This window comes from Ruegeria sp. N4 (genome assembly GCF_056531425.1).
In genome coordinates, this window is sequence record NZ_JBQFLT010000008.1 from 115,873 (window position 1) to 135,397 (window position 19,525).

Consider the following 19,525-nt stretch of genomic DNA (forward strand, 5'->3'; position numbering starts at 1 on the left):
CACGAAGGACCGCATGATGTCGCGCTACTCGGCCAACGAAATCGAAGCAAAATGGCAAGAGGCCTGGGACAAGGCCGGGATCTTCACCGCCAACCACAAGGCGGACAAGCCGAAATACTATGTGCTTGAGATGTTCCCTTACCCGTCGGGGCGCATCCATATGGGGCATGTGCGCAACTACACGATGGGAGACGTGATCGCGCGGCACAAGCTGGCGACCGGGCATAACGTGCTGCATCCGATGGGCTGGGACGCATTTGGAATGCCCGCCGAAAACGCCGCGATGGCAATCGGCGGCCACCCCAAAGACTGGACCTATGGCAATATCGCCGACATGCGCGGACAGATGAAACCTCTGGGCCTGTCGATCGACTGGTCGCGCGAATTCGCCACCTGTGACCCGGAATATTACGGCCAGCAGCAGGCTTTGTTTCTGGACATGCTCGAGGCCGGGCTGGTGTATCGCAAGAACGCCGTGGTGAACTGGGACCCGGTCGATATGACCGTTCTGGCCAATGAGCAGGTGGAAAACGGGCGCGGCTGGCGTTCGGGCGCGCTGGTGGAACGGCGCGAGTTGACGCAGTGGTTCTTCAAGATCTCGGACTACTCCGAAGAACTGCTGGACGCTCTGGACACGCTGGACAACTGGCCCGCCAAAGTGCGTCTGATGCAGGAAAACTGGATCGGCAAGTCACGCGGCCTGCAATTCGGCTTTGAACGCACCGATGGAGGTGAGCCGATCACGGTCTATACGACTCGGCCCGACACGCTGCTGGGTGCATCCTTTGTGGGCATCTCGCCGGATCACCCGATTGCCAAGGCGCTGGAGTCTGAGAACCCTGAAGTTGCTGAATTTGTTGCCGAATGCCGCAAGGGCGGCACCACCGAAGAGGCCATCGAAACGGCAGAAAAGCTGGGCTATGACACCGGCATCCGCGTGCGCCACCCGCTGGATCCGAATTGGGAGCTGCCGGTGTGGATCGCCAATTTCATCCTGATGGATTACGGCACCGGGGCAATCTTTGCCTGCCCGGCGCATGACCAGCGCGACCTCGATTTCTGCCGCAAATACGGCCTGCCCGTGATCGATACCTTCTTTGCGCTGGACGATGACACGCCGGTCGACAAGATCGCCTTTGTGCCGCCGAAGACCGAAAAGGTGCGCTGGGTGAACCATTTCGGGGGCCTGACCGAGGCCACGGGCGAAGAGGCCATCAACACCACCGTCGATTTCGCCGAAAAGGCGGGCTGGGGTGAAGGTGTCACCAAATACCGCCTGCGCGACTGGGGTCTCAGCCGTCAGCGCTATTGGGGTTGCCCGATTCCCGTTGTGCATTGCGATGCCTGCGGCGTGGTGCCCGAGAAGAAAGAGAATCTGCCGGTCCGCCTGCCCGACGATGTCACATTCGACAAACCGGGCAACCCGCTGGACCGCCACCCGACCTGGCGCGACTGCGCCTGCCCGTCCTGTGGTGCCCCGGCCAAGCGTGAAACCGACACGATGGACACATTCGTCGATTCGTCTTGGTATTTCGCCCGTTTCACCGCCCCGCGCGCGGAAACGCCCACCGATCTGGCCGAGGCCGAATACTGGATGAATGTCGATCAATATATCGGCGGCATCGAACATGCGATTCTGCACCTGCTTTATTCCCGTTTCTTCGCACGGGCGATGCAGATCACCGGTCATTTGCCGAAAAAGGCCATCGAACCGTTCAACGCGCTGTTCACGCAAGGCATGGTGACGCATGAGATTTACCAGACCCGCGACGCCAAGGGGCGCCCGGTTTATCACCTGCCCGAGGACGTGACCGACGGTAGACTGGCCGACGGCACCGAGGTCGAGATCATCCCCTCGGCCAAAATGTCGAAATCCAAGAAGAACGTGGTGGACCCGGTCAGCATCATATCGGCCTTTGGCGCAGATACCGCACGCTGGTTTGTGCTGTCCGATTCGCCGCCCGAGCGGGACGTTGAATGGACCGCCGCCGGGGCCGAGGCCGCGTTCAAACATCTGGCCCGTGTGCATCGCATCGCTTCGGAAATCGCCGAGTCGAACAACCCGGCCAATGCCGAGGACGAGGCCCTGCTGCGCGAGATGCACAAAGCCATCCATGATGTGACCGGCGGGGTTGAATCCTTTGGCTTCAACGCCTCGATTGCCAAGCTTTACGCCTTTACCAATACGCTGGCCAAATCCAAAGCGGGCACCGACGCCAAGCGTCAGGCCGCCAAGACACTGGCGCAACTGATGTCGCCGATGACCCCGCACCTTTCAGAGGAACTCTGGGAGTTGCTGGGCGGCGAAGGGCTGGTGGCAACTGCGCCATGGCCGGTGGCCGATGAGGCGATGCTGGTCGATGACACCGTCACCCTGCCGATCCAGATCAACGGCAAGCGCCGCGCCGAAATCAGCGTTCCGAAGGACATGGACAAGAACGAGGTTGAAAAAATCGCGCTTGGCACCGAAGCTGTGCAAAGGGCGCTGGATGGATCGGCCCCGAAGAAAGTGATCGTTGTCCCGGGTCGGATCGTGAATGTCGTCGTTTGACCGAAGAACCTTTCTGTTGATGCCGCTGGCGCTTGCTGCCTGCGGCTTTCAACCGGTTTACGCTCCGGGAGGGGCAGGATCGGCGCTGTTCGGCAAGGTCGAACTGTCTGCGCCAAATAACGAAAACACGTTCCTTCTGGTTCAGAATCTGGAACAACAGCTGGGGCGCAGCGCGACCTCGGGTAAGGATTACAAGCTGAACGTACAGGTCACCACCCAGGTTCAAAGCGCGGCCATCACCACAACCAACGAAACCAACCGCTACACGATCAACGGACGGGCGCAGTATTCGCTGCGCTCCAACGCCTCGGGGCAGATCGTGGCCTCGGGCACCGTCACCGATTTTGTGGGCTATTCGGCGTCTGGTTCAACGGTTTCCACACTCGCCGATGAACGCGACGCGACACGGCGCCTGATGACGATTCTGTCGGATCAGATCGTCAATCGCCTTTACGCCACGCCGGGCCTGACCGCATGAAGCTGAGCCCGCGTGAGGCTGACGGCTATTTCGCCAAACCGGATGCAGACAAGACCGGCCTGCTGATCTACGGCGCGGATGCCATGCGGGTGGCGCTGAAGCGTCAACAGGTGCTGGCGGCCTTGCTGGGCGCAAATGCCGAAGAGGAAATGCGCCTGACCCGGATGCCCGGCAGCGATCTGCGCGGCGATCCGGCCCTGCTGCTGGATGCGGTCAAAGCGGTCGGTTTCTTCCCCGGTCCCCGCGCCGTGTTCGTCGAAGAAGCCACGGATGTCGCCGCCCCTTCGATCCTGGCCGCACTAGAGGATTGGGCACCCGGAGACGCGCAGATCATCGTGACCGCCGGGCAACTGAAACCCAGCTCCAAAATCCGCAAGGCTTTCGAATCGCACCCGGCGGCTTATGCGGTTGGTATCTATGACGACCCACCCTCACGGGCCGAGGTCGAGCGTGTGCTGGCACAGGCCGGATTGCGGAATGTGCCGCGCGACACGATGTCGGCGCTGAATGAACTGGCCGTCAGCCTCAGCCCCGGCGATTTCGCCCAGACGGTTGAAAAACTGTCGCTTTATAAGCGCGGCGATGACAGCGAACTGAGCCTGGAGGACATCGAAGCCTGCGCGCCCCGCTCGACCGAGGCGGCGCTGGACGATGTCCTGAACGTGGTCGCCGAGGGCCGCGCTGGTGAGATCGGGCCGCTGATCCGGCGTCTACAGGCGCAGGGTACCAACGGGGTGACGCTGTGCATCGGCGCGACCCGGCATTTTCGTACGCTTTACGCCTGCGCCTCGGACCCCGGCGGTGCGGCGCAGGGGATCGGCAAGCTGCGCCCGCCGGTCTATGGCAAGCGCCGCGACCGCATTCTGCGGCAAGCGCAGGGGTGGGGTGCACCCAAGCTGCAGACGGCGCTGACCGTTTTGACCGATACCGACCTGTCCTCACGCTCTGCCGGCCAGACAGCCCCCGCAATGGCGCTGGTCGAACGCGCCATGATCCGGCTGGCGATGCTTGCCCGGTCGCGCTGACCCTGCGTTTGTCTTGACCCTTGCCCGTTCCGGGCCACACTCAGTCCAGCAAATGGCAGGAGGTCAGCATGTACAAGATCTATGGACGCGTCCAAAGCCGCGCCTCGCGCGTCATCTGGCTGCTGGAAGAGCTCGGACAGCCGTACGAGGTGGTCAATGTCGGACCACGTGATCCGCAGGTTGCCGCGTTGAACCACAGCGGCAAGATTCCGGTTCTGGTGGACGGCGATCATGTGATCTCGGACAGTTCCGCGATCATGACCTATCTGGCCGACAAACACGGGGCCTTCACCTTCCCGGCGGGCAGCCCTGAACGCGCCGTTCAGGATTCGGTGTTCCACGCGATTCTGGACGAACTGGACGCGGTCCTGTGGGTTGCGGCACGGCACGGGTTCATCCTGCCCGAGGACAAGCGCGTCCCGCAGATTGGCGAGGCCGCCAAATGGGAGTTCGATCAGAATTTCAAGCGGTTAGAGAAACGGTTCCAGGGTCCGTTCCTGATGGGTGATCAAATGACCATCGCCGATATCCTGCTGGTACATTGCATGAGCTGGGCAAAGGGCGCGGGCTTTTCGTTGGATTCGGACGTGTTGAAAGCCTACGGCAAAGAGATGCGGAACCGGCCTGCCCATAAGAAACTGGCCGAACTCAATTAATCAGGGCGGTTCTGCCTCAGCCGCTCCACTGCGGATCGACCGGCCCAGCGCCCTGTGGCCAGACAGGCGGTCAACAGGTAACCACCTGTTGGCGCTTCCCAGTCCAGCATCTCTCCGGCGCAAAAAACGCCTGGCAGGGCCGTCAGCATCAGGCCATCGGTCAGGGCCGCGCGCGAAACGCCGCCTGCGGTTGAGATGGCTTCGTCCATTGGCCGCAGGCCCGCATGATGAACCGGCAGCGATTTGATGAGTTGAGCCAAGGCATTGGGTGCGGATGGGACAGGTCGCCCGAACTCCATGAGCAACGCCGTTCGGGTCGGCCCCAGTTTCAGAACTTTGCGGATGTGATTGGACAGGCTGGCCTTGCCGCGCAGTTTGCTGAGGCGGCGCGCCACGTCTTCCTGCGACACATCAGGCATCAGGTCGAGTGTCAATGGCGCCCCGTCCCGCACCGCTTTGCAGATGGTGTAGATGCCGCCGCCCTCCAGCCCGCGGGCCGAGATCACCGCCTCGCCGCGCGTGTGCAGGGACCCGGCTTGCAGGGCAACACCTTTGATTGGCGCGCCGAAATGCGATGCCATGTGGTCGGACCAGTCGACCAGAAGACCGGCATTGGCGGGGGCAAACGGGGTGATCTGAACACCTTTGTCGGCAAGGGTGATCGCCCAATTGCCGTCCGATCCCAATCGCGCCCAACTGGCCCCGCCAATCGCAAGGATTGTTGCGTCCGCCGTCAGGCTGTGTTCGCCGTCCGGGGTGTCGAATGTCAGCACATCGCCCTGCCACCCGGTCCAGCGCCAGCGCGTCCTGATCTCAACGCCCGCGTCTGACAGGCGGGCCAGCCACGCGCGCAACAGGGGTGAGGCTTTCATGACAGTCGGAAATACCCGGCCCGTTGAGCCGGTGAACAGCTCCTGCCCCAAACCGCGCGCCCAGTCCTGAACCGCCTGCGCGTCGAACTCGGCCAGCGTCGGGCGCAGCCAGTCGGCGGCTTCGTCATAAGACTGGATCAAGGTCTCGAAAGGCTCATCCTTGGTCAGGTTCAGCCCCGATTTTCCCGCCATCAGGAACTTGCGCGCGACCGAGGGTTTGGCCTCGGCCACCAGAACCGCGTGACCGGCCTGGGCAAGCTGTTCCGCCGCCATCAACCCGGCGGGTCCTGCCCCGATCACCACTGCCTGCGCCATTCTCACCCTCTTGCCTTCATCGCCCACAGGCGCATCATTCCCGATCATGACGAACAGCGATCCGATCTGCCCGCTTTGCGACCGCCCGATCCCCGAGGGCGGCGGCAGCCTGCATCATCTGATCCCAAAACTCAAAGGAGGCAAGGGCGGACCCACCGTTCTGCTGCACCAGATCTGCCACAAGGAAATCCACGCCACGCTGAGTGAGGCCGAATTGGCGCGCAGTTTCAACACGGTCGAGGCCCTGCGCGCGCATCCCAGGCTTGAGAAATTCCTGAACTGGGTCCGCAAACGCCCGCCCGGTTTTCGTTCGAAAGTGCCGGGAAAACGGCGCGCTCGGTGATCAGCCGGGCAGGACGGGATCACCGAAGGCATCCAAAATCGGCTGGGCCAGGCCCTCGAACTCCAACCCCTTGAAATCCGGCACCGGTGCGAATTGCGCGCCCTGAATGTGCTGAAATTCCAGCGTTGTGTAGGGGCGCTTCCACAACCATTCGCGGTTTCCGACCGCCCACGGGTCGGGATCAGGCGGGGCGTCCTGCGTGAAGGCGTAGAAATGCAGATCGAACCCGTATGGAGCGACGTCCTGCATTGACAGCAGTTTCATGCCCCGGGCGCGGCAGAACGCGTCCTCGGCGGCTATATCGCCGGTACGCAGGGTGATCTGACCGACCCGCGCCTGCGCGAACGGGTTCGCGGGATCGGCTGCATTTTCGGGCCGGTTGCCTTCGAAATCATGTTGCAGAAGTTCGATCACAAAGCCTTCGGGGTCGCTGAGATGGGCCATGTAGCCGATATCCAGAAACTGGCGCGGGACACTGACAGCATGGCCCTGTTTGCTCAACGCCTCAACCGCCGCGTCCACATCGGGCAGAGTAATCCCGATCTTCCAGTATCGTTGCCCCTGATCATGGGCGTACCCGCCGCCACCTGGCATCAGCAACAGATCCGCATCCTGCCCGTCATAGCCGACGCGGCGGTTTTGCCCTTCGGCCCGCACCGACATGCCAAGCGCGTTCCGGTAAAATCCGGCCAGGCGATCCGGATCGGCGACGCGCAATCGCAGCGCGGACAACCTCATCGGCACAGCTCGGCGATGCCAGCGGCGATGTCGGGCTTTGCAGCGACACTGTCCGCCACCAGCTCGCGCGCTGTGGGCATCAGGTCTTCGGGCGCGACGATGCGGTCCACAAGACCGAAGGCATAGGCTTCCTCTGCCGTGATCTTCTGCCCTGCCATCAGGATCAGTTTGGTCCGCGCCGGGCCAATCAGGGCCGCCATGCGTTTGGGATCGGACGGTTGCGGCAGAAAGCCCAGCTTCATCACCGGATAGAAGAACTTGGCCGAGGGCACCGCGATGCGCAGATCACAGGCCAGCACCATCCCGTTGGCCCCACCGGCCAGCGTACCGTTCAATGCGGCCACCGTCAGACAGGGCAAGGCGGCAATCGCGCCCGACAGGCGCTCCCACACGTCCGAGGTGGCCAGCCCGGCGCGCGCCTCGTCCAGATCGGCCCCGGCGCTGAACACTTTGCCGGTACCTGTCAGGATCAGCGCGCTGGCCTCGGTCGCGGCCTCGGCAATCTCGGCCAGTTCGGTCAGCATCGCACCGGTCAGGGCGTTTGCCTTGCCCGGGTTATTGATCGTGACGGTCCATAGACCGTCGTCCTTCGTCAATTCAATCACGTCAAGCCGATCCTTTGGCGGATGTCATCTTGGCGTAGGGAAATCTCGGAGCCCAAGAACTCATCCGAGTCTGACGAACACATCCACATCAGCGCCCGCGCGGGCCAGTCCGCCGGGATGTGAACATCCCAATCCAACTGGCTAACCGGGTTGATGCCGCTGGCCTTGATGACACGTTGCATATCCGTGGCCACAGTGCCCGGCGACAGGCCCATGGCGCGGATACCGTTATGCGCCTCTTCCAGATGCAGGCATTCGGTCAGCATCTTCGCACCCGCTTTCGAGGAACAATAGTGGCTCCACGCCTCAACCGGGTTCGATGCCGCACCGGACGAGACGGTCAGGACCGTACCACCCCCGGCGGCGCGCATCACCGGCAGGGCGGCGCGCATGCCGTAGAATACGCCTTTGAGGTTAATATCGATGGCCTGGCTCCAGGATGCGACATCGGCGTTGGACAGGTGAAAGATCGGCTCGATCACACCTGCATTGCCGATCAGTACGTCCAGACCGCCAAACCGGGCAACGCAATCGGCCACCGCCTGTTCGACCTGCGCGAAATCACTGACGTCGCAAGCCAGCGCAATCGCGTTATCCCCCAGCGCAGCCGCCAGCGCATCAATCTGATCACGACTGCGTGCAATCAGCGCGACATTGGCCCCGGCTGCGGCAAAAACGCGCCCCGCCTCGGCCCCGATTCCCCGGCTGGCCCCTGTTATGAGTACTGTTTTTCCCTGCATTTCCCCCTCCTCAATCCGTGGGCTGGTCCTTGTCCAAAGCCGTAGCGCGGAAACGGGGAAGGCGTCCAGCCCTTGCCCCTTGACGATACCCGCCGCAACCCCGACCATGCGCCACAAATTGATCAAGAAGGGTTACCTTATGTCTGTTTTCCTTCGCCGCAGCTGCGGCGCAGCCCTGGCTTACGCCGTTGCCACCCAAGGCGCCTGGGCCGACCTGACTGCAAATGATGTCTGGGCCGATTGGCAGAACTATTTCCAGTCGATGGGCTATACAATTACCGGCGATCAAAGCAACGCCGGGGACGTGACCACAATCGCGGACATGACCCTGTCGATGACCTTCCCCGAAGATGACGGTCAGTTCCAGATGGTCATGCCGGAAATGACACTGACCGAAAACGGCGATGGCACCGTCAGCATCGGCTTTCCCGACAGCTTCCCGATGACAATCTCGGGCACGGCCGAAGATGAGGCATTCTCGGTCGACCTGATCTATTCGCAGACCGATCTGGACATGGTTGTTTCCGGCTCGCCCGAAGACATGACCTATGACTATTCCGCATCCACCCTCAGCATCGTTCTGGGCGAGTTGCAGGCTGGCGACGAAGCCCTGCCCGATGATGCTCTGAATGTCAGCTTTGACATGACCGACCTGTCCGGAAGCTCTCGCATGTTGATCGGTGATGAGCGCACAATCGATCAGACGTTCGAAGCCGCCGAACTGTCCTACGACATCCAGTTCGAAGACCCTGAGAACGGCGATTCCGGCCTGTTTGTCGGCAAAATGGACCAGTTGACGTTTGCGGGTGAAAACATCCTGCCGCTGGAATTTGACCTCAGCGATCCTGAGGCGCTGTACGCTGCCGGTTTCGCCTTTGCGGGCGATTTCACCTATGCCTCGGGCAAGACCGATATCAGCGGCGTCAGCGAGGGTGAGCAGTTCAACATGGCCAGCTCATCCGAAGGCGGGCGCTTTGCGGCCAGCATGGATGCCGAGCGGATTGCCTATGATATCGAGCAGAACAATACCAAGCTGGCGGTGACAACGGCGGACCTGCCCTTCCCATTGGAAGCCGCGATGGAGAAAGCCGGTCTGCAACTTGAGATTCCGGTTCAACCTTCGGATGAGGTCAAGCCGTTTGGCTTCTCGATGAACCTGACCGATTTCACCATGTCGGATATCTTGTGGAGCATGTTTGACCCCGCAGGCACTCTGCCCCGCGATCCGGCGACCATCGCGCTGGACACCAGCGGCACCGCCAAAGTTCTGATGAACATCTTCGATCCCGAAGAAGCCGCCGAGTTCGAAGCAACAGGCGAGATTCCGGCCGAGCTGCACTCGCTGAAAATCAACGAGTTTCTGGTCTCGCTGGTTGGGGCAAGACTGACCGGTGACGGCGATTTCACCTTCGACAACGAAAACACCGAGGAATTCGGCATGCCCGCCCCGGCTGGTGTCGCGAACCTTCAACTGGTGGGGGCAAATGCACTTATCGACAAGCTGATCGGTATGGGCCTGATGTCCGACAGCGACGCCTTAGGCGCCCGGATGATGATGGGCATGATGGCGGTGCCGGGGGATGAGCCCGACACGCTGAATTCAACCATCGAATTCACCGAAGACGGCCAGATTCTGGCGAATGGTCAGCGTATTAAGTAAATGTGATCGGGCAAGGGCGTGACCGCGCGCCCTTGCCCTTGACCTACGGTGCAGACGTCACAAAACCATTCGGTCACGGGTCTTGCGAGACGGGCTGTGCAAGGCTAGGTCCATTGCAGTCAAACCGGAGGCCCCATGACGCGCACACCAGAAGAAATCAGCCAATCCCTGCTGGATGCGGCCCGCAAAGCCGGGGCTGAAGCGGCCGATGCGATTGTTATCGACGGCTCGTCGGTCTCGGTCGAAGTGCGCGGCGGGGCCCTGGAACATGCGGAACGTTCGGAAGGGACCGATCTTGGGCTGCGGGTGTTTGTCGGCAAACGGCAGGCCATCGTCTCAAGCTCTGACAATCGTCCCGAAACCCTGAACGCGATGGCCGAACGCGCCGTTGCCATGGCGAAAGAGGCCCCCGAGGATCCCTTTACCGGGTTGGCCGATGCCGCGCAACTGGCCAATGGCTGGGACATCGACGCGCTGGAGCTGTTCGACCCCACCCCTGAACCTGCGGCGGATGCGTTGATGCAGGATGCGCTTACTGCCGAAGCCGCCGCTTTGGCCGTGTCGGGCGTGTCGCAAGTGTCCGACGCCGGTGCAAGCTATGGCACCCACCGCGTCTTTCTGGCTGCCACGAACGGGTTTTCGGGCGGGTATGCGCGCAGCTATCGCTCGACTTCCTGCGTTGCCATCTCGGGCGAAAGTACGGGGATGGAGCGGGACTATGACGGCGACAGCCGCACGTTCCAGTCCGACCTGCGCGACCCGCAGGAGATCGGTCGCAAGGCGGGCGAACGCGCCGTAGCCCTTGTGGGTGCGCGCAAGCCCGAGACCGGCAGCTTTCCGGTTCTGTTTGATGAACGTATCTCATCCTCTTTGATCGGGCATTTGCTGGCCGCCAGCAACGGGGCCGCCATCGCGCGCGGGGCCTCGTGGCTGAAAGACAGCCTTGGGAAGCAGGTTCTGCCCGAACATTTGTCTCTGATCGAAGACCCCAGCCGCCCGCGCATCTCGGGCTCGCGCCCCTTTGATGCCGAAGGGCTGCCGACCCGCCGCCGCGCGATTGTCGAAAACGGCATTCTGACGGGCTGGACGCTGGATCTGTCCAGCGCGCGCAAGCTGGACATGGCCTCGACCGGCAACGCCACACGCGGCGTGTCGGGGCCGCCCTCGCCCAGCAACTGGAACCTGAGCCTGACCCAGGGTGACCAAAGCCGCGCGGACCTGATCCGCGACATGGGCACCGGCCTGTTGGTGACGTCGATGATCGGTTCGACGATCAACCCGAATACCGGCGATTACTCGCGTGGGGCCTCCGGATTCTGGGTCGAAAACGGTGAGATCACGCACCCGGTCAACGAATGCACCATCGCAGGCAATCTGCACGACATGCTGAAACGGATGATCCCGGCCAATGACGCGCGGGCTTATCTGTCGCGGGTCGTCCCCTCGGTGCTGATCGAAGGAATGACGCTTGCCGGCAACTGATCTGCCACTTCTGATCGACGCAGCCCTTGAGGCCGGAAAGATCGCCACCCGCTATTCCGGGGCGCAGGCGCAACGCTGGGACAAGCCCGACGGGGCCGGGCCGGTGACCGAGGCCGACCTGGCGGTAAACGCCATGCTGGAGCAGCACCTGCCCGCAGCCCGCCCCGATTACGGCTGGCTGAGCGAAGAAACCGAGGATACGCCGGATCGGCTGAACCGCGACCGCGTCTTTGTCATCGACCCGATCGACGGCACCCGCAGCTTTGCCGAGGGTGCCCGCACATGGGCGCATTCGCTGGCCATCGCTGAGAAGGGTGAGGTCACGGCAGCGGTGATCTATCTGCCCCTGCGCGACCTGCTGTACGCCGCAGCCAAGGGTCAGGGGGCCACGCTGAACGGCGCCCCCATCCGCATCGCAACAACCGCCACGCTGGACGATTCCGAGCTTTTGGCGGCCAAACCAAACCTAGCGCCCCATCATTGGCGTCTGGGCCAGCCCCCGGCGTTTACGCGGGCCTATCGCCCGTCGCTGGCCTATCGCATGGCTCTGGTTGCGCAGGGCCGGTTCGACGGGATGCTGACCCTGCGCCCCAGTTGGGAATGGGACATCGCGGCAGGCGACCTGATCGTGCGCGAGGCGGGCGGTATCTGTTCCGACCGCGCAGGCCAACCGCTGCGCTTCAACAATGCCCATCCCCGCCTGAACGGGGTGATCGCCGCCGGGAAACCCCTGCACGACCAGCTATCCGAGCAACTGGACCCGAACGGCCCCGGGATCAGCGGATGAGCAAGCCCCGCTCTCTCAGCCTTGCGGCCTATCGGGTTTTGTCGTGGGGGGTTCCCAACGGCAATGGCCAGCCCGACCTGCCACGTCCTGAAGGGGAGTTGTTGTGGATCCACATCGCCGATCAGGACCGGCTGCGGGTGATCAATCACTTCTGCCACCGTCTGCAACAGGCCCGGCCCGGCCTGTCGATCCTGCTGACCGCACCGCCAAAGGCCGACCTGAAACGATGGGCCGAAACGCCCTATCCGCTGATCACCCTGCCGGTCGAGCACACCGGTGCGGCACGCGGATTTCTGAACCACTGGCGTCCGAATATGGGGCTGTGGGTTGGCGGCGGCCTGATGCCCAACATCATTACCCGCGCTCAGGAACGGGGCATACCGCTGATCCTGATCGAGGCGACGCTGGAGATCGAGATCCCAAGAACCGCGCGGTGGCTGCCGGACATTTCCCGGTATACATTTGATTGCTTTGATAGAATCCTGACCAAATCCGAAGACACGTCGCGCCAGATTCGGCGCATGGGTGTTGCGTCGGCCAAGGTCGCCGTGTCTCCGCCCCTGCAGATCAGCCCCAACCCGGAACCCTGGCCCGAAGACGAGCTTATTGAGATCAATCACATCTTTTCGGGTCGGCCCGTCTGGCTGGCGGCATGGGTGCAGGACAAGGAATTCATCTCGGTTCTCAGTGCCCATCGTCAGGCGATGCGGATGCTGCCGCGTCTGGCGCTGGTGCTGCATGTGGCCGACATGCGCGAAGCCGGACCGCTGCACAGGCGGCTTGAATCGATGGATCTGCGCTGTGCCTACTGGGATCAGGGCGACAAGATCGAAGACACGACTCAGGTCATTCTGACATCCGAGCCCGAAGATCTGGGCCTCTGGCAACGTGTCTCGTCCGTCACATTCATGGCCAGTTCGCTTGAACGTGGCGCAGGTGGCAAGGACCCGCTTGAGACGATTGCATTGGGATCGGCCATTGTGCACGGCCCCTTTGTGCACAGCCAGCAAGAGCTTTACGATCAGTTGAAACAGGTCAAGGCGGCACGCATGGTGAAATCCGCCACCGAATTGGGCGATGCGATTGTCGAGCTTCTGGCCCCCGATCAGGCGGCGGGCATGGCCCTTGCAGGATGGCAAATGATCACCGAAGGCGCGCCGCAGGCCGACCAGTTGATCGAGATGGTGCAGGAAGCGCTGGACCAGCGGAGTGCAGATGATGCGAGCACCTGAGTTCTGGAATACCGGCCCCGACAAGCTGGACCTGCGGGCCCGGCTGCTGGCCCCTCTGGGTCGTATCTACGCCTCGGCAACCGCGCGCCGCGTTGCAGCCGATGCCGGGGTCAATCCGGGCGTTCCGGTGATCTGCATCGGCAATCTGAATGCAGGCGGAACCGGCAAGACCCCCACGGCGATCTGGGTTGTCGAACAGTTGCGCAACGCCTGGCACGAACCCCATATCGTGACACGCGGACATGGCGGGTCGCTGGAAGGACCGGTGCGGGTCGATCCAAGCAAACATTCAGCCGCGCAGGTCGGCGACGAACCGCTGCTGCTGGCCATGTTTGCCGAGGTCTGGGTGGCCAAGGATCGCGCCACCGGTGCGCGTGCTGCCGCGCAAGAAGGCGCAAGTGTGATCGTGCTGGATGACGGGTTCCAGAACCCCTCGGTCGCCAAGGATTTCTCGATCATCGTGGTGGACGCGCAACGCGGGTTCGGGAACGGGTTGTGCCTGCCTGCTGGGCCTTTGCGCGAACCCGTCGATGTGGGCCTGAAACGCGCCGATCTGGTTCTGTCCCTTGGCGACGCCCCCGCGCAACAGGTATTTGCCGATCAGTGGGGCGATCAGATTTCAGTGCCGCACGCGACCGGTGTCGTCGAACCTTTGCAAACAGGAATGGACTGGGCCGGGTCGCGCGTGCTGGCCTTTGCAGGCATCGGACATCCCGAGAAGTTCTTCCAGACCCTGCGCCAGCAAGGGGCCGAGCTGCTGCGGGCCGAGGCTTTGGACGATCACCAACCGCTGACGGCAGCCCTTATGACCCGGCTTGAAAACGAAGCCCGGTCTTTGGGTGCCCAGATGGTGACAACGGAGAAAGATGCGGTCCGGTTGCCCGATGCCTTTCGTCGCAAGATCGTGACCCTGCCGGTGCGCCTGCAAGTGGCAGATGCCGATCCTGTGTGCGAGATGCTGTTAAAGGCGGCACCTTCGCCCTGATGGATCCGGCCAGCCCTGAACGGGCTGACCGGGAATGGGTTTAGCTGCCAAGCTCGGCTTCGATCAGCCGCTTGAAATCCTCGTAGGACTGGTTCGACACCTTCTCGCCGTTGACGATAAAGGACGGGGTGGCCTGAATATCGTCACGCTCGGCGTTTTCCTGATACCACGCAACCAGTGTCTGAGCGCGGGTACCGTCCTGCAGACAGGCCTCTAGCTGATCCCCATCGATCCCGGCCAGACGCCCGATCTTGCGCAGTTCATCCACGATTTCCGGCGGGCCGCCCGCGCGGGTCCATTCGGACTGACCCTCATAGATCAGGTCGGTGATGCCAAAGAACTTCTCGGGACCCGCGCAGCGCGCCACCATCGAGGCCCACAGACCATAGCGGTCAAAATACACCTCGCGGTAGATGAACTTGACCTTGCCGGTGTCGATGAAATCCTTCTTGAGCTGCTTATACGCGCCCTGATGGAAATTCGCACAATGCGGGCAGGTATAGGATGCGTATTCGATGATCTCGACCGGCGCGTCCTCGGCCCCTTGCACCATTTCGACGATGGTCGAGGTGTCCAGATCAGCCTCTTGCGCGATAGCACTGCCAACCAGCGGGTTGGCGGGGGTGGAATTCGAGGTTGTCAGCCAATAGCCGCCAGCGGCGACGGCGACAGCCGCACAGATTACGGTTGCAATACGGCTCATTCTCAGCCCTTTCTCAGCGTTTCTGTTTGGATAAAACGTTGCGGCCCAGACGTTCAAGGGCAGCGCGCAAATCACCATCGTGAACATCGCGCGACACTTTGTCTGCCTCGGCTGCAATTTCTGGTTTTATTTCCGGTTTCGCTTGTTTCGGCTTGTGATCGAAACTGGCCTGCCCCTCGGCAAATCCTGTCGGAGCGGTCTGGGTGATGCGAATGCGGCTGATCGCGTTATAGCCGTATACGGCGTTCACTTTGCCGCGCAGCTGTTCCTTCTGCATCTCCAGCATCGGCGCTTGCGGGCCTGTGGTCAAAAGGGTCAGCGTCGCGCCGATCCCGCCCTTGCCATAGCCCACATTCACCGGACGCGCGATCGAGGCGGTGTCCTGCCCCACAATCTCGGCCCAGTGGGTCAACAGACGCGACACGGCAAAGCCCCGGCTTTCCCCGGCGCGCCTGATCTGGTCGTTCAGCAATGTCGCGGTCCGTTTGAACCCGCGGGTCGAAGAACGTCTGCGCTGCATCTGGTTTCCAACTCTTGCGCCGCTATTGTAATGGGCGAAACGGCAGGTGCCAGCGAAACCCGACAGAGAGTTAGATAAATCTTGCGTGACAGCCCTGAATTCGACCTGAGCGCCGCGTTGCTCGAATGGTATGACCGCCACGCGCGGGACATGCCATGGCGCGTGGGGCCTGCGGATCGTGCCGCAGGCGTGCAGCCAGACCCCTATCGCGTCTGGTTGTCCGAAGTAATGCTGCAACAAACAACCGTTGCTGCCGTGCGTGATTACTTCATGCGTTTCACCTCGCGCTGGCCAACCGTTCAGGCCCTCGCCGCCGCGCCGGATGATCAGGTGATGGGCGAATGGGCAGGGCTTGGCTATTACGCCCGCGCCCGCAACCTGCTGAAATGCGCCCGGGTCGTGGCCGATCAGCATGACGGGCGGTTTCCCGACACCTATGACGCCCTGCTGAACCTACCGGGAATCGGCCCCTACACCGCCGCTGCCATCGCATCCATTGCCTTTGACCGGCCCGAGACCGTGCTGGACGGCAATGTCGAGCGTGTCATGGCGCGGCTTTATGACATTCATGATCCACTGCCCGGATCCAAACCCGTTCTGAAGGCCAAGGCCGCCGCGCTGACGCCGGATCAGCGCCCCGGCGACCATGCGCAGGCAGTGATGGATCTGGGTGCAACGATCTGCACCCCGAAATCCCCCGCCTGCGGCATCTGCCCCCTGCGTGACCCATGTCTGGCCCGCGCCGAAGGAACCCAAGCGGAATTGCCCAAGAAAACCCGGAAAAAGCCCAAACCCACCCGCTTCGGGCATATCTACATCGCCCAGCGCCGGGACGGAGCGTTGCTGCTGGAACGTCGTCCCGACAAGGGGCTGTTGGGCGGAATGCTGGGCTGGCCGGGCTCGGACTGGTCGGATGCACCAGCCGAGGCACCTCCGTTCCGTGCCGACTGGAACCTGTTGCCCGGCGAAGTGCGTCACACGTTCACTCATTTCCATCTGGTTCTGCGTATCTGGACAGCGGACCTGCCGGACCACGAAACACCAAACGGCATGACGATACTGCCCAAACACGATTTCAAACCCAGTGACCTGCCAACCGTGATGCGCAAGGCCCACGATCTGTGGCGCGGGCAATTAGCCCGTTGTACCCCATTGGGTCGCCCGGCTAGGCTGCCCATACCGGTTCGGAGCACGAATGATGATCACAACTGAGACGCTGACCCGCTGGCAAACGGCACTGCCCTTCTGGGTGTCCTTTCTGCTGGTTCCCCTGATCTGGATCACAGCTATCGCAGGCGGCTGGTGGGTTCTGCTGATCCCGCTGACGACCTGGTGGGCCTTTGCCGCGCTGGACCGCCTGACCGGCCTTAACCTCGACAATGCCGATCCCGAAACGCCCGACAATGTGCTGCGCTGGTACATCCTGCTGACCAAGCTTTGGGTGCCGGTTCAGTTTGCCACCCTGTTTGGGCTGATCTGGTACGTGACACATACCGATCACCTGTCAGGTTGGTCCAAGGTCGGACTGTTTTTCGGTATGGGCATCCTCTCGGGTACGGTTGGCATCAACTACAGCCACGAGCTGATGCACCAGAAATCCCGGCTGGAACGCTGGCTGGGCGATATCCTGCTTGCCATGGTCCTCTATTCCCATTTCCGGTCCGAGCATCTGTTGGTCCATCACCGCTATGTCGGCACCCCGCGCGACCCGGTGACCGCGCGGTATAATGAAGGCTTCCACCGGTTCTACCCGCGCGTCCTGCTGCAATGCCTGATGTCCGCCTTCAAAGCCGAGCGGGACAAGCTGGCCCGCAAGGATCGCCCCTGGACCGACCCGTCGAACCCGTTCTGGCGGTATTGGGCGCTGCAGGGCGGAATGCTGGCGCTTGCGGCCCTGATCGGCGGATGGTCCGGGTTGGGGCTGTTCCTGCTGCAAGCGGGCGTGGCGATCTGGCAGTTGGAACTGGTGAACTACGTCGAACATTACGGGCTGACCCGGAAACATATCGGCGACGGGAAATACGAACATGTTCTGCCGCGCCATTCCTGGAACGCCTCGCAAAAGGCGTCAAACTGGTTGCTGATCAACCTGCAACGCCATTCGGATCACCACTACAAACCCAACCGGCGCTTTCCGTTGCTGCAAAACCACGCAAAAGAGGACGCGCCGCAATTGCCCCATGGCTACCCGGTCATGACGGTGGCCGCGATGATCCCGCCCTTGTGGCGGCGCGTCATGAACCCCCGTGTGCGGGCCTGGCGGCGGCAATACTACCCCGAGATCACCGATTGGCATCCCTACAACAAGGCGCAGAACCCCCAGCCAAATGCGTGACCGCAGCGCACCCTGCGCGCTGCCCGGCCCAACCGAAGGCGCTGCATCAGTGATGCAGCAACGACGGGCGGGAGCCTCTCAGTACACCCAGATATCCATGGGGTCGGCCACACCGCGCACGGCCTGAGCGCTGCGCCTAGTAAACCCTTCCATCGCGTGTGCGGGGCTTTCCTGCAACGCCTGAGCCCGCAGCGCGTCACTGACCACAACGCGCGCTTTATAGTCGCGCGTCATCGCCTCAAGCTTGGCGGCGACATTCACTGCATCGCCGATCACCGCAAATTCCAAACGGTTGGCCCCGATATCGCCCAACACGACCGAGCCATAGTGGACCCCGATCCCAACATGAATCTCAACCTCACCCGCGCGGCGGCGTTCCAGATTCCAGCGGTCGATCATGTCCACCATCGCCCGCGCACAGCCCAGCGCGTTGGTGGCATCCAGCGGCGTCGGGACCGGCGTGCCAAACGTGGCCATCAACCCGTCGCCCAGATATTTGTCCAGCGTCCCATGATGACGAAACACCTCGGTCTCCATCCGGGCATGGAACCCGCGCAGAACCTCGATCACCTCATACGGATCGCGACCCGCCGCAAACTTGGTGAAGCCCACGATATCGATGAACAGAACCGCGATGTTTTCCTTGCGCACCTGTTTCAACGGCTCGTCATTCTGGCTGAGTTCATCGACCACATTGGGCGAGAAATAGCGCGACAGGTTCGCCCGCTCGCGCTCCAGCCCGGCATTGGTCATCAACAGCCGGTTCAGCCGCCGCATGGACACGCCCAGCGTCACCGCGACCATCACAAACACGATCACCTCCTGGATGCGCAATTCGGCCCGGAAACTGTTTGGATCCAACATTTCGGCCACATCCGGATAGCCCTGTAAAGCATCCGCCACCCGCTCGCTGATCCCGGGGAACGGGGTGGCGATCCACCAGGCAATGATCCACCCCGCAGTCCATACCCCTGCGGTCCAAGACCCGATGGCAATCACCGTGCGCCAGGAATAAGCCAGCGTGCCCGCCGCCAGAATGATGAAGAAATACTGGAAATTGTCGAACCGGTACTGCATCGCCAGCGGTCGGACATCATCGCTGAACGGGTTCGGTACGATCATGCCCAAGGTCATGATCAGCAGATCGACAAAGATCAGCAACAGCTCAGCCCGCGATTGCCCCACCCGGCCCGCGCGGCGGATCAGCCAGCCATTGGCGCAGATCAGCAGCAGGATGAAGTGATACCACAACACCTCCCACTGCGGGTTCAGATAGATCAGCAGCACCCCGGTCAGCCCCATCGCGATCCAGCGGGCGCGAACGGCCAGTTCCAGCCCCTCGCGCTTGTGCTGTTCAAGCGCGGCTTCGGTATATTTGTTGTCCAGATCGAAATTGTCGGGCCGGGTGACAAAGAACCTTTCAAAACGCGAGGGGCTGGCGCTGGTGTCTGTCATGAGGGATCACTCTCGTATCAGGTATCAGAGTGATCCCATGCAA

Annotated in this window: 19 protein-coding genes; 12 read left to right on the plus strand and 7 right to left on the minus strand. The window is 62.1% G+C overall.

The genetic code is table 11. From position 1 onward, the window contains the following. The first annotated feature begins 16 nt into the window (after positions 1-16). From leuS to ACR0LW_RS13830, 4 genes are all read left to right on the plus strand, one after another. The gene (gene leuS, locus ACR0LW_RS13815) at positions 17-2,551 is read left to right on the plus strand and encodes a leucine--tRNA ligase (protein ID WP_480882974.1); all 2,535 of its coding nucleotides are present in this window, start codon (positions 17-19) and stop codon (positions 2,549-2,551) included. Continuing rightward, positions 2,538-3,029 carry an LPS assembly lipoprotein LptE gene (gene lptE, locus ACR0LW_RS13820; RefSeq protein ID WP_170634237.1) on the plus strand — a complete coding sequence of 164 codons (492 nt, stop codon included), beginning with the start codon at positions 2,538-2,540 and terminating at the stop codon, positions 3,027-3,029. The genes leuS and lptE overlap by 14 nt, the downstream gene beginning before the upstream one ends. Further along, on the plus strand, positions 3,026-4,054 hold the full coding sequence (gene holA / locus ACR0LW_RS13825) for a DNA polymerase III subunit delta (protein WP_480882975.1): 1,029 nt from the start codon (positions 3,026-3,028) through the stop codon (positions 4,052-4,054). Before lptE ends, holA begins: the two co-directional genes overlap by 4 nt. 68 nt (positions 4,055-4,122) lie before the next feature. Further along, the gene (locus tag ACR0LW_RS13830; RefSeq protein ID WP_480882976.1) at positions 4,123-4,710 is read left to right on the plus strand and encodes a glutathione S-transferase family protein; all 588 of its coding nucleotides are present in this window, start codon (positions 4,123-4,125) and stop codon (positions 4,708-4,710) included. Here the strand turns inward: ACR0LW_RS13830 and ACR0LW_RS13835 are convergent. Further along, positions 4,707-5,897: a TIGR03862 family flavoprotein gene (locus ACR0LW_RS13835; protein WP_480882977.1), complete on the minus strand. Its 1,191-nt coding sequence runs from the start codon at positions 5,895-5,897 to the stop codon at positions 4,707-4,709. The genes ACR0LW_RS13830 and ACR0LW_RS13835 overlap by 4 nt on opposite strands. Before the next feature lie 46 nt (positions 5,898-5,943). On the opposite strand from ACR0LW_RS13835, the gene ACR0LW_RS13840 reads away from it, so the two are divergent. Further along, on the plus strand, positions 5,944-6,240 hold the full coding sequence (locus ACR0LW_RS13840) for an HNH endonuclease (RefSeq protein WP_480882978.1): 297 nt from the start codon (positions 5,944-5,946) through the stop codon (positions 6,238-6,240). Here the strand turns inward: ACR0LW_RS13840 and ACR0LW_RS13845 are convergent, their stop codons facing one another. Genes ACR0LW_RS13845 through ACR0LW_RS13855 form a run of 3 tightly spaced genes read right to left on the minus strand, consistent with a single transcriptional unit; the run spans position 6,241 to position 8,323 of the window. Further along, positions 6,241-6,978, minus strand: coding sequence for a VOC family protein (locus ACR0LW_RS13845; protein ID WP_480882979.1), 738 nt, complete (start codon positions 6,976-6,978; stop codon positions 6,241-6,243). Continuing rightward, entirely contained in the window at positions 6,975-7,583 is a 609-nt protein-coding gene (locus tag ACR0LW_RS13850) for an enoyl-CoA hydratase/isomerase family protein (RefSeq protein WP_170455246.1), read from the minus strand. Before ACR0LW_RS13850 ends, ACR0LW_RS13845 begins: the two co-directional genes overlap by 4 nt. Next, positions 7,580-8,323 (minus strand): SDR family oxidoreductase, encoded by a 744-nt coding sequence (locus ACR0LW_RS13855; RefSeq protein ID WP_480627112.1) that lies wholly within the window; start codon positions 8,321-8,323, stop codon positions 7,580-7,582. Before ACR0LW_RS13855 ends, ACR0LW_RS13850 begins: the two co-directional genes overlap by 4 nt. 139 nt (positions 8,324-8,462) lie before the next feature. Here ACR0LW_RS13855 and ACR0LW_RS13860 point away from each other — a divergent pair, with 139 nt between their 5' ends. The 5 genes from ACR0LW_RS13860 to lpxK all read left to right on the plus strand — a co-directional run bounded on the left by ACR0LW_RS13860 (position 8,463) and on the right by lpxK (position 14,469). Continuing rightward, positions 8,463-9,983, plus strand: a complete 1,521-nt coding sequence (locus tag ACR0LW_RS13860) for a DUF2125 domain-containing protein (RefSeq protein WP_480882980.1) — start codon at positions 8,463-8,465, stop codon at positions 9,981-9,983. 135 nt (positions 9,984-10,118) lie between these two features. Further along, on the plus strand, positions 10,119-11,465 hold the full coding sequence (locus tag ACR0LW_RS13865; protein ID WP_480882981.1) for a TldD/PmbA family protein: 1,347 nt from the start codon (positions 10,119-10,121) through the stop codon (positions 11,463-11,465). Continuing rightward, positions 11,452-12,252 carry an inositol monophosphatase family protein gene (locus ACR0LW_RS13870; protein WP_480882982.1) on the plus strand — a complete coding sequence of 267 codons (801 nt, stop codon included), beginning with the start codon at positions 11,452-11,454 and terminating at the stop codon, positions 12,250-12,252. The genes ACR0LW_RS13865 and ACR0LW_RS13870 overlap by 14 nt, the downstream gene beginning before the upstream one ends. Next, complete coding sequence (locus ACR0LW_RS13875; RefSeq protein WP_480882983.1) at positions 12,249-13,484, plus strand: 3-deoxy-D-manno-octulosonic acid transferase; 1,236 nt, start codon at positions 12,249-12,251, stop codon at positions 13,482-13,484. The genes ACR0LW_RS13870 and ACR0LW_RS13875 overlap by 4 nt, the downstream gene beginning before the upstream one ends. Further along, positions 13,471-14,469 (plus strand): tetraacyldisaccharide 4'-kinase, encoded by a 999-nt coding sequence (lpxK, locus tag ACR0LW_RS13880; RefSeq protein ID WP_480883020.1) that lies wholly within the window; start codon positions 13,471-13,473, stop codon positions 14,467-14,469. The genes ACR0LW_RS13875 and lpxK overlap by 14 nt, the downstream gene beginning before the upstream one ends. A gap of 40 nt (positions 14,470-14,509) precedes the next feature. On the opposite strand, the gene ACR0LW_RS13885 is transcribed toward lpxK, so the two are convergent. Next, entirely contained in the window at positions 14,510-15,172 is a 663-nt protein-coding gene (locus ACR0LW_RS13885) for a DsbA family protein (protein ID WP_170455256.1), read from the minus strand. Positions 15,173-15,185: 13 nt separating this feature from the next. Next, the gene (locus ACR0LW_RS13890; RefSeq protein ID WP_170737802.1) at positions 15,186-15,692 is read right to left on the minus strand and encodes a DciA family protein; all 507 of its coding nucleotides are present in this window, start codon (positions 15,690-15,692) and stop codon (positions 15,186-15,188) included. A gap of 81 nt (positions 15,693-15,773) precedes the next feature. On the opposite strand from ACR0LW_RS13890, the gene mutY reads away from it, so the two are divergent. Then, the gene (mutY, locus tag ACR0LW_RS13895) at positions 15,774-16,904 is read left to right on the plus strand and encodes an A/G-specific adenine glycosylase (protein WP_480882984.1); all 1,131 of its coding nucleotides are present in this window, start codon (positions 15,774-15,776) and stop codon (positions 16,902-16,904) included. Further along, on the plus strand, positions 16,891-18,027 hold the full coding sequence (locus ACR0LW_RS13900) for an alkane 1-monooxygenase (protein ID WP_480883021.1): 1,137 nt from the start codon (positions 16,891-16,893) through the stop codon (positions 18,025-18,027). The genes mutY and ACR0LW_RS13900 overlap by 14 nt, the downstream gene beginning before the upstream one ends. 78 nt (positions 18,028-18,105) lie before the next feature. Here the strand turns inward: ACR0LW_RS13900 and ACR0LW_RS13905 are convergent, their stop codons facing one another. Next, positions 18,106-19,482 carry an adenylate/guanylate cyclase domain-containing protein gene (locus ACR0LW_RS13905; protein ID WP_480882985.1) on the minus strand — a complete coding sequence of 459 codons (1,377 nt, stop codon included), beginning with the start codon at positions 19,480-19,482 and terminating at the stop codon, positions 18,106-18,108. Positions 19,483-19,525 lie beyond the last annotated feature (43 nt).

Coding starts and splice junctions, on each gene's coding strand:
- ACR0LW_RS13890 (WP_170737802.1), bottom strand. CDS start 15,692: ATGCAGCGCAGACGTTCTTCGACCCGCGGGTTCAAACGGACCGCGACA.
- leuS (WP_480882974.1), top strand. CDS start 17: ATGTCGCGCTACTCGGCCAACGAAATCGAAGCAAAATGGCAAGAGGCC.
- ACR0LW_RS13860 (WP_480882980.1), top strand. CDS start 8,463: ATGTCTGTTTTCCTTCGCCGCAGCTGCGGCGCAGCCCTGGCTTACGCC.
- ACR0LW_RS13845 (WP_480882979.1), bottom strand. CDS start 6,978: ATGAGGTTGTCCGCGCTGCGATTGCGCGTCGCCGATCCGGATCGCCTG.
- ACR0LW_RS13900 (WP_480883021.1), top strand. CDS start 16,891: ATGATCACAACTGAGACGCTGACCCGCTGGCAAACGGCACTGCCCTTC.
- ACR0LW_RS13840 (WP_480882978.1), top strand. CDS start 5,944: ATGACGAACAGCGATCCGATCTGCCCGCTTTGCGACCGCCCGATCCCC.
- ACR0LW_RS13885 (WP_170455256.1), bottom strand. CDS start 15,172: ATGAGCCGTATTGCAACCGTAATCTGTGCGGCTGTCGCCGTCGCCGCT.
- ACR0LW_RS13855 (WP_480627112.1), bottom strand. CDS start 8,323: ATGCAGGGAAAAACAGTACTCATAACAGGGGCCAGCCGGGGAATCGGG.
- ACR0LW_RS13905 (WP_480882985.1), bottom strand. CDS start 19,482: ATGACAGACACCAGCGCCAGCCCCTCGCGTTTTGAAAGGTTCTTTGTC.
- ACR0LW_RS13835 (WP_480882977.1), bottom strand. CDS start 5,897: ATGGCGCAGGCAGTGGTGATCGGGGCAGGACCCGCCGGGTTGATGGCG.
- ACR0LW_RS13830 (WP_480882976.1), top strand. CDS start 4,123: ATGTACAAGATCTATGGACGCGTCCAAAGCCGCGCCTCGCGCGTCATC.
- lpxK (WP_480883020.1), top strand. CDS start 13,471: ATGCGAGCACCTGAGTTCTGGAATACCGGCCCCGACAAGCTGGACCTG.
- ACR0LW_RS13875 (WP_480882983.1), top strand. CDS start 12,249: ATGAGCAAGCCCCGCTCTCTCAGCCTTGCGGCCTATCGGGTTTTGTCG.
- holA (WP_480882975.1), top strand. CDS start 3,026: ATGAAGCTGAGCCCGCGTGAGGCTGACGGCTATTTCGCCAAACCGGAT.
- lptE (WP_170634237.1), top strand. CDS start 2,538: ATGTCGTCGTTTGACCGAAGAACCTTTCTGTTGATGCCGCTGGCGCTT.
- ACR0LW_RS13865 (WP_480882981.1), top strand. CDS start 10,119: ATGACGCGCACACCAGAAGAAATCAGCCAATCCCTGCTGGATGCGGCC.